The sequence below is a fragment of the Actinophytocola sp. genome (assembly GCF_036555685.1).
GTDB lineage: Bacteria > Actinomycetota > Actinomycetes > Mycobacteriales > Pseudonocardiaceae > Actinophytocola.
Window position 1 is genome coordinate 1 of record NZ_DATBKY010000245.1, and the last position, 7,826, is coordinate 7,826.

Consider the following 7,826-nt stretch of genomic DNA (forward strand, 5'->3'; position numbering starts at 1 on the left):
CGTCGACCAGCAGGTAGGACGTGAGCAGCGTGGCGGTGTAGGTCTTCGTGGCGGCGACCGCGAGCTCGTCACCCGCGCCGATGGACACGGCGTGCTCGGCGGCCTCCGCGAGCGGCGAGCCCGGGGTGTTCGTGATCGCGACCGTCAGCGCGCCGCGCTCGCGCGCCACCCGCGTCGCCTCCACGAGGTCCGGCGAGCCGCCGCTCTGGCTGACCGTCACGTACAGCACGCCGGACAGGTCCGGCTCGGCGCCGTAGAGCGTCGTCGTGGACGGAGAGACAAGACCAGCGGGAAGTTGGAGGAGTACCTCGATCAGGTACTTCGTGTACAACGCCGCGTGGTCGCTCGACCCGCGGGCGGCCAGCAGCGCGAAGCGCGGGCCCCGCGCCGCGAGCCGCTCGGCCACCTCGGCGAGCGAGCCGCGCCGCGCGACGAGGGCGTCGAACACCGCCGGCTGCTCGGCGATCTCCGCGGCCATCCGCTCGCCAGCGGGCATTCACCCTCCCGACACTCTCGACTCACCCAAGTAGGTCTAGACCAATCATCGTATCGCTGTAGGGTGGTCCAACGCCATGGGAGGCGAGCCACGGGAGTAACGGATTCCCCAAATCCGGCGGGTGTGATCGCGCCGCCGGCCGTTGGGCAGGCATCCTGTAACAGGGAAGTCGTCGTCTGGAGGAGCCATGCTGGAAACGTCGGCCGCGCAAGAGCCCGACACCGGTCGTGCGCTGCGCGAGCCCAAGTACTGGGGGCTCAAGCGGCACCTGCTGGAGCTGCTCAGCTCGCTGCCTCCGGGCTCGCCGATCCCGACCGAACGTTCCCTCGCCGCCGAGTTCGACGTGTCCCGCACGACCGTTCGCCAGGCACTCGCCGACCTCACGGTCGAAGGCCGGTTACTCCGGGTGCAGGGCAAGGGCACGTTCGCCGCGGAACCCAAAGTGGCGCAACGACTCCAGCTGTCGTCGTACACAGAGGACATGCGGGCCCAGGGCCGCGAGCCGTCCTCCCGGCTGCTCGACATCGCGGAGATCCCGGCCGAGGGCGAGCTGACCACACTGCTCGGCCTGCGGACCGGCGCGAAGATCCTTCGCATGCAGCGGCTGCGCCTGGCCGACGGCGAGCCGATGGCGATCGAGACCTCCCACCTGCCGCTCGGCCGGTTCCGCGGCCTGCGCAAGTACGTGTCCGCTGGTGGCTCGCTGTACCAGGTGCTTCGCGAGCGCTACGACGTCGAGATGGGCCACGCCGAGGAGACGATCGAGACCGCGCTCGCCGGTCCGCACGAGGCCGAGCTGCTCGGCGCGGACGTGGGCATGCCGATGCTGCTGCTGTCGCGGCACTCGTACGACATGACGGAGCGGCCGGTGGAGTGGGTGCGCTCGGTGTATCGGGGCGACCGGTACAAGTTCGTGGCGGAGCTCAACAGGCCTTCATGACGCGAGCGGGAGCGACATAGCGGAGCGAGCCATGGATACCGCGCCGGTGCGCCACGAGGAGGTCCGCTGGGGAACCCCAGCGGCGCGCGGCGTGCTGGTCGCGACCATCCTCGGCACGGGGATGGCGTTCCTCGACGGCACCGTCGTCAACATCGCGCTGCCGCGCATCGGCGAGGAGTTCGGCGCGTCGGTGTCCGGGCTGCAGTGGATCGTCGACGGGTACCTGCTGTCGCTCGCCGCGCTGATCCTGATCGCCGGCTCGCTCGGCGACCGGTACGGCCGGCGCCGGGTCTACCTGCTCGGCGTCGCCTGGTTCGGCATCTCGTCGGTGCTGTGCGGGCTCGCGCTGTCGACGGAGATGCTCGTCGCGTCGCGGGTGCTGCAGGGCATCGGCGGGGCGCTGCTCACCCCGGGCGCGCTGGCCATCATCCAGTCGACGTTCGCTCGCGCGGACCGGGCACGGGCGATCGGCGCGTGGTCGGGGCTCGGCGGCATCGCGGGCGCGATCGGCCCGCTGCTCGGCGGCGTGCTCGTGCAGCTGTGGTCGTGGCGGCTCGCCTTCCTGGTGAACGTGCCGATCGCGCTGCTGACCATCTGGTTCACCCGGCGGTTCGTGCCCGAGTCGCACGACGAGCAGATGCACGGCCATCCGGACGTGTTCGGGTCGGTGCTCGGCGCGCTCGGCCTGGCCGGGATCACCGCCGCGCTGGTCGAGGGGCCGGGGCGCGGAGCGGGTGACCCGCTGGTGCTGAGCTCGGCCGTGCTGGGGGTCGTGTGCCTGGCGGCGTTCGTCGTCGTGCAGCGGCGCGGGCACGACCCGCTGGTGCCGCCGGACCTGTTCGGCGACCGGTCGTTCGTGCTGGCCAACCTCCTGACGTTCGTCGTGTACGCGGCGCTCGGCGGCGTGATGCTGCTGTTCGTCATCCAGCTGCAGACCTCGCTCGGCTTCTCGCCGACCGCGGCCGGGCTCGCCGGGCTGCCGATCTCGGTGCTGATGCTGTTGCTGTCGGCCCGCTCGGGCAAGGCGGCGCAGCGGTTCGGGCCGAAGCCGTTCCTCGTCGCCGGGCCGATGGTGATCGCGGCCGCGCTGCTGCTGTACACCCAGGTCACGCCGGGGGCGTCGTACCTGCTGGTGATCGCGCCGGCGACGGTGGTCTTCGGGCTCGGCCTGGTCGCCGTGGTGGCGCCGGTGACCGCGACCGTGCTCGCCTCCGCGGCCGACCGGCACGCGGGCGTCGCGTCGGGCGTGAACAACGCGATCGCGCGGACCGGCAGCCTGCTCGCGGTCGCCGTCCTGCCGGCGGCGGCGGGGCTGACCGGCGAGGCCTACGCCGACCCGGTCGCGCTGACCTCGGGCTGGCAGCGGGCCATGCTGATGTGTGCGGGGCTTTGCGTCGCGGGCGGGCTGCTCGCGCTGGGCATCCGCAACGACGTGCTGGGGCCGGCAAAGCCCGCCGAGCCGCGGCCCGAGGACGCCGGGCGCACCGTCGCGGTGCTCCCGGTCGAGGCGCCCCGGCCGGGTGACTGCTTCAACTGCGGCATCGTCGAGCCGCCGACGCACATCGTCCCGGCCCGCCCGCCGGCCGCCGAGAGCAAGCCGGACGAGGCTGCCTGACCGTCAGACCGCGAGCATCCCGGCCAGGTCCGCCGGGTCGACGTTGCCGCCCGACACGACGGCCACCGTGCGCCCGCGCGGCAGGTCGGCAGCGCGGTGGAGGTAGGCGGCGGTCGTGACCGCGCCGCTCGGCTCGGCCACCAGGTGCGCCCGGTGGGCGAGCAGCGCCACGGCCTCGCGGATCTCGTCCTCGGACACCGTCACGATGCCGTCGAGCAGCTTCTGCAGGTGCGCGAACGTCAGCTCGGACGGCTGCGCGCGCAGGCCGTCGGCGCTCGTGCGCTCCCGGTCCCCGGCGGGCCAGCGCACGAGCCGGCCCGCGGCGAGGCTCGCCGCGGCGTCGCCGGCCAGCTCCGGCTCGACGCCGATCACGCGCGCCGCCGGGCAGCGGGCCTTGATCGCGGTCGCGACGCCCGAGGCGAGCCCGCCGCCGCTCACCGGCACCAGGACCAGCTCGACGTCCGGCAGGTCGGCGGCGATCTCCAGGCCGATCGTGCCCTGGCCGGCGATCACGTCGGGGTGGTCGAACGGCGGGATCAGCGTCGCGCCGCGCTCGGCGACCAGCCGCTCGGCCACCACCTCCCGGTCGTTGATCGGCACCAGGACGACCTCCGCGCCGTGCGCGCGGGTCGCCTCGACCTTCACCGCGGGCGCGTTCTCCGGCACCACGATCACGGCCGGGATGGCGAACCGCTTCGCCACGTAGGCGACCGCCTGCGCGTGGTTACCGCTGGAGTACGCGACGACGCCGCGGGCCCGCTCGGCCTCCGGGATGCGGGCGATCGCGTTGGCCGCGCCGCGCACCTTGAACGCGCCGATCGGCTGCAGGCTCTCCGGTTTGTTCCACAATGGACGATCCGGATCCGCCCAGTCGCAGGGCAGAAGTGGGGTGCGTACAGCTGTGTCCACGATGCGCTCGGCGGCGGCTTCGACGTCCGCGACGGTAATCAGATCCACACCACGAGTATGCACTGTCTATTGTGGACTGTGTTGCTGCTCACCATGGGTAAACCGGGGAAGCAGGACTGACGTCGCCGTTGTTGGGTACCTAGGGAAGTCGCGACGTAGATGAAGGATCATGAGCGAGAAGACTGACACCGACACCATCCGGTTGAGCCAGGTCCTGGCCGGGGCGCTGGCCGCGGTGACGGCTGCCGTGCTCGGCTCGACCATGGGTGTCGCGGGCACCGTGGTCGGGGCGGGGCTCGCGAGCGTGGTGACCACCGTCGGCGGTGCGGTCTACCTGCGGTCCATCCAGCGCACCCGGCAGGGTGTGCGCAGCGTGCGGAACATGGTCGTGGCCCACGCGGGCCGCACCAGCGTGACGCTCCTGGAGGAGAGGACCGAGCCGGAGACCGGCGCCGACGAGCGACCCGGGACCGGCGAGGAGCCAGGCGAGGAGACCAGTGACCGGACCGGTACCGAGCAGCCGCCCGCCCACCGCCGGCTGCGCTGGCCGGCGCTGATCGTGGCCAGCGTGCTGGCCTTCGTGGTCGGCATGATGGTGGTCACCGGCGTCGAGTGGTTACGCGGCGAGTCGCTGTCCGGGAACGGGGGCACCACGGTCGGCCGCATCGTCCGGTCCCAGCCGGACGGTGGCGGCGACCGGCAGGACACCCCGCCCGCGACCCGCACCTCGACGGTCCCCAGTACCGGACCGTCCACTGTCACCGTCACGCAGGTGCCTCCGACCAGCGGGAACAACGAGCCGCAGAACCCGCCGGCCGGGTCCGGCACGGCCGACACGACGCCGCCGCGGACCACGACGGACGCCCCGCCGGACGGGTCCGTATCGGTTCCGACGACCGGCCAAGCAGGTTGACCGTTAGTAGCGTGGCCATCTTCACAATGGCAACTGTTGTCCCCGAACGGGCGATATCCGAACACAGCGTCCAGAAATAGTTTCATCAACGTCATCCGTCCGGATGGCGGAAAACCGAATCCCTCTTTGCCCCGAGAGCGGATCGACGTCCCTTGCCGCTTTCGGGTCCCCCTGCTACCGAAGTCGAGGGAGAACAGCAGATGAAACGCACTTCACTCCTGCGCTGGGCGGGCGCAGGCCTGCTGGCCGCCGGCGTGGCGCTGTCCATGGCGTCGCCGGCGACGGCGGGAGCGGACACCTCCGCCCGCACCGTGGCGGACCTGTCCGCCGCCCAGGTCAAGCTGGACAAGGCGGCCGCGACCCGGCCGAGCACAGTGACCGGCTGGCACGTCGACAAGGCGAGCAGAACTCTCGTCGTCGAGGTGGCCGGCGCCGACTCCGCCGTCGCGAGCTGGGCCTCGAGCCTGGGCGCGGGCGCGGTGCAGATCAAGCACGTCTCCGAGGCGTACAAGCCGTTGTGGAACATCATCGGCGGCCAGGCGATCACGACGACCGCCGGCGCGCGCTGCTCGGCGGGCTTCAACGCCCGGTCCTCCAGCGGCGCCCGGTACGTGATCGACGCGGGCCACTGCGGCAACCTCGGTGGCACCTGGTCCGGCACGGGCGGCACGATCGGCACCGTCGCGGCGTCGTCGTTCCCCACGAACGACTACAGCGCGATCAGCGTGTCGTCGTCCTCCGCCGTGTCGACGCCGCTGGTCGACCGCTACTCGGCCGGCAGCGACGTGACCGTCACCGGCGCGCGGAGCGCCTCGAACGGCCTGGCCGTGTGCCGTTCCGGCTCGACCACCGGCTGGCACTGCGGCTCCGTCACCGGCACGAACCAGACCGTGTGCTACTCGCAGGGCTGCGTGTACCAGATGATCCGCACCAACGTGTGTGCCGAGCCGGGTGACTCCGGTGGCTCGCTGGTCACCAACCCGGGTTCGGGCTCCCGCGTGCAGGCCGTCGGCCTCACCTCCGGTGGCTCCGGCAACTGCAGCAGCGGTGGCACGACCTTCTTCCAGCCGATCACCGAACCGCTGAGCGTGTACGGGCTGACCCTGTACACCGGCTGACGTTTCTCCCTGCGGGCATCCGTGCCCACTGGCGGACGGGCCGAACCCTGCCGGCCCGTCCGCCCTCATGTGCGGGACCCGCCCCGTCGGCGGAGCTCGGCCGCAAGGCGGGAGGCGGCGGTCTGGGGGTCCGCCGCCTCCGTGACGGCCCGCACCACGACGACCCGCCGCGCGCCCGCCGCGAGCACCTCCGGCAGGCGGGCCTCGTCGATTCCCCCGATCGCGAACCACGGCCGGTCCGGCGCCGCCGCGGCGGTGGCGCGGACCAGGTCGAGGCCCGGCGCGGGCCGGCCGGGCTTCGTCGGCGTCGGCCAGCACGGGCCGGCGCAGAAGTAGTCGACCCCGTCCTCGCGCGCGGCCCCGCGCGCCTGCGCCTCGTCGTGCGTCGAGCGGCCGATGACGATCTCGTCGCCGAGGATCTCGCGTGCCCACGCCACCGGCAGGTCGTCCTGGCCGAGGTGCAGGACGTCGGCGCCGGCCGCGAGCGCGACGTCCGCCCGGTCGTTCACCGACAGCAGCGCGCCGTGCCGCGCGCACACCTCGCCGAGCACCGCGAGCGCGGCCAGCTCGTCGCGCGCCTCCAGGTGCTTCTCGCGTAGCTGAACGACGTCCACGCCGCCGGCGAGCGCCGCTTCGGCGAACTCCGCGAGGTCCGGCCGCAGCCCGGTGCACAGGTACAGCCGCGCGTCCGCGAGCCGCGTGCGGATCTGTGTTCCGTCGAGTCCAGGCACGGTCTCACGCTAACCCGTGCGCTACGGTGGAAGTGGTCCGCACGGGAGTCCGGAGGTACCGGGCTGAGAGGGGATCCGCCGATCCCGACCGTCGAACCTGATCCGGATCATGCCGGCGCAGGGAGCGTGATGTGCTGTGGATTTCCGTGAGGTAGTGGTCGTCGGTGGCGGCGTCATCGGGCTGTCCGTCGCCTGGCGGCTGGCCGCGTCGCACCAGGTCACGCTGGTCGACCCGACGCCGGCACGCGGGGCGTCGTGGGTCGCCGGCGGCATGCTGGCGCCGGTCACCGAGTCGTGGCCGGGCGAGGAGGCGCTGCTCGAGCTCGGGTGCGCGTCGCTGGACCGCTGGCCGTCGTTCGCGGCCTCGCTGGACGTGCCGCTGCTGACCGGCGGCACGGCGGTGGCCGCTGTCGACTCGGCGGACGCCGCGCAGCTCGACGTGCTCGCGTCGCATCTCGCGTCCCTGGGGCGCGACGTCTCGCGGCTGACCGGGCGCGAGCTGCGGTCGCGGGAGCCGGCCATCGGCCCGGTGGTCCGAAGTGGACTCTTTGTGCCGGGCGATCTCGCGGTGGACAACAGGATCCTGCTGGACGGTTTGCTGGCGGCCGGCCGGCGCGCGGGCGTCACGTTCGACTCCCGGCGGGCCGCGGGCGTGTCCCCAGGTGAGGTTCACTTCGCGGACGGATCGCTGTCGGCGGGCACGGTCGTGCTGGCCGCCGGGGCGTGGAGTGCGGGCCTGCATCCGTCGCTGGACGGGCTGGTGCGGCCGGTGAAGGGGGAGATCCTGCGGCTGCGGGCCAGGTCGGGCGCGCTGCCGGTGACGCACACGGTGCGTGCGCTGGTCGAGTCGCGGCCGGTGTACCTGGTGCCGCGCGCGGGTGGCGAGGTCGTCCTCGGCGCGACGCAGTACGAGGCGGGCTTCGACGACGAGGTCACGGTCGGCGGCGTGCGCGACCTGCTGGTCGACGCGTCGCTGGTCGTCCCCGGGCTCGCGGAGTACCAGCTGACCGAGGTGGCCGCGGGGCTGCGCGCGGGGAGCCGGGACAACCTGCCGCTGGTCGGCGAGCTGGCGCCGGGCGTGCTCGTCGCCGCGGGTCATCACCG

8 protein-coding genes and 1 riboswitch are annotated in these 7,826 nt (G+C 73.0%); of the genes, 5 read left to right on the forward strand and 3 right to left on the reverse strand.

Annotation, left to right across the window (positions count from 1 at the left end; all coding sequences use genetic code 11):
- Window positions 1-496, reverse strand: a 496-nt coding sequence (locus VH969_RS24545) for an SIS domain-containing protein (protein WP_331978202.1), incomplete at its 3' end; no start/stop codon positions are given.
- 187 nt (window positions 497-683) lie between these two features.
- On the opposite strand from VH969_RS24545, the gene VH969_RS24550 reads away from it, so the two are divergent.
- Window positions 684-1,436 (forward strand): GntR family transcriptional regulator, encoded by a 753-nt coding sequence (locus VH969_RS24550; RefSeq protein WP_331978204.1) that lies wholly within the window; start codon window positions 684-686, stop codon window positions 1,434-1,436.
- Between the two features lie 31 nt (window positions 1,437-1,467).
- Window positions 1,468-3,051 (forward strand): MFS transporter, encoded by a 1,584-nt coding sequence (locus tag VH969_RS24555; protein WP_331978206.1) that lies wholly within the window; start codon window positions 1,468-1,470, stop codon window positions 3,049-3,051.
- Between the two features lie 3 nt (window positions 3,052-3,054).
- Here VH969_RS24555 and VH969_RS24560 read toward each other — a convergent pair whose 3' ends face one another.
- Window positions 3,055-4,008: a threonine ammonia-lyase gene (locus VH969_RS24560; RefSeq protein WP_331978208.1), complete on the reverse strand. Its 954-nt coding sequence runs from the start codon at window positions 4,006-4,008 to the stop codon at window positions 3,055-3,057.
- Between the two features lie 121 nt (window positions 4,009-4,129).
- On the opposite strand from VH969_RS24560, the gene VH969_RS24565 reads away from it, so the two are divergent.
- Together VH969_RS24565 and VH969_RS24570 are read left to right on the forward strand one after the other, a co-directional pair.
- Window positions 4,130-4,873, forward strand: a complete 744-nt coding sequence (locus tag VH969_RS24565; RefSeq protein ID WP_331978210.1) for a hypothetical protein — start codon at window positions 4,130-4,132, stop codon at window positions 4,871-4,873.
- Window positions 4,874-5,073: 200 nt separating this feature from the next.
- Window positions 5,074-5,991, forward strand: a complete 918-nt coding sequence (locus VH969_RS24570) for a S1 family peptidase (protein ID WP_331978212.1) — start codon at window positions 5,074-5,076, stop codon at window positions 5,989-5,991.
- Between the two features lie 65 nt (window positions 5,992-6,056).
- On the opposite strand, the gene thiE is transcribed toward VH969_RS24570, so the two are convergent.
- On the reverse strand, window positions 6,057-6,722 hold the full coding sequence (gene thiE, locus VH969_RS24575; protein WP_331978214.1) for a thiamine phosphate synthase: 666 nt from the start codon (window positions 6,720-6,722) through the stop codon (window positions 6,057-6,059).
- A gap of 31 nt (window positions 6,723-6,753) precedes the next feature.
- Window positions 6,754-6,863: riboswitch (TPP riboswitch) on the forward strand.
- On the opposite strand from thiE, the gene thiO reads away from it, so the two are divergent.
- On the forward strand, window positions 6,859-7,826 hold a 968-nt coding region (gene thiO, locus VH969_RS24580), incomplete at its 3' end, for a glycine oxidase ThiO (RefSeq protein WP_331978216.1). It overlaps the preceding riboswitch by 5 nt.

Excerpts from the sequence above, each read along its gene's own strand:
- VH969_RS24550 (WP_331978204.1), top strand. The coding sequence starts at position 684 with ATGCTGGAAACGTCGGCCGCGCAAGAGCCCGACACCGGTCGTGCGCTG.
- VH969_RS24555 (WP_331978206.1), top strand. The coding sequence starts at position 1,468 with ATGGATACCGCGCCGGTGCGCCACGAGGAGGTCCGCTGGGGAACCCCA.
- VH969_RS24565 (WP_331978210.1), top strand. The coding sequence starts at position 4,130 with ATGAGCGAGAAGACTGACACCGACACCATCCGGTTGAGCCAGGTCCTG.
- VH969_RS24570 (WP_331978212.1), top strand. The coding sequence starts at position 5,074 with ATGAAACGCACTTCACTCCTGCGCTGGGCGGGCGCAGGCCTGCTGGCC.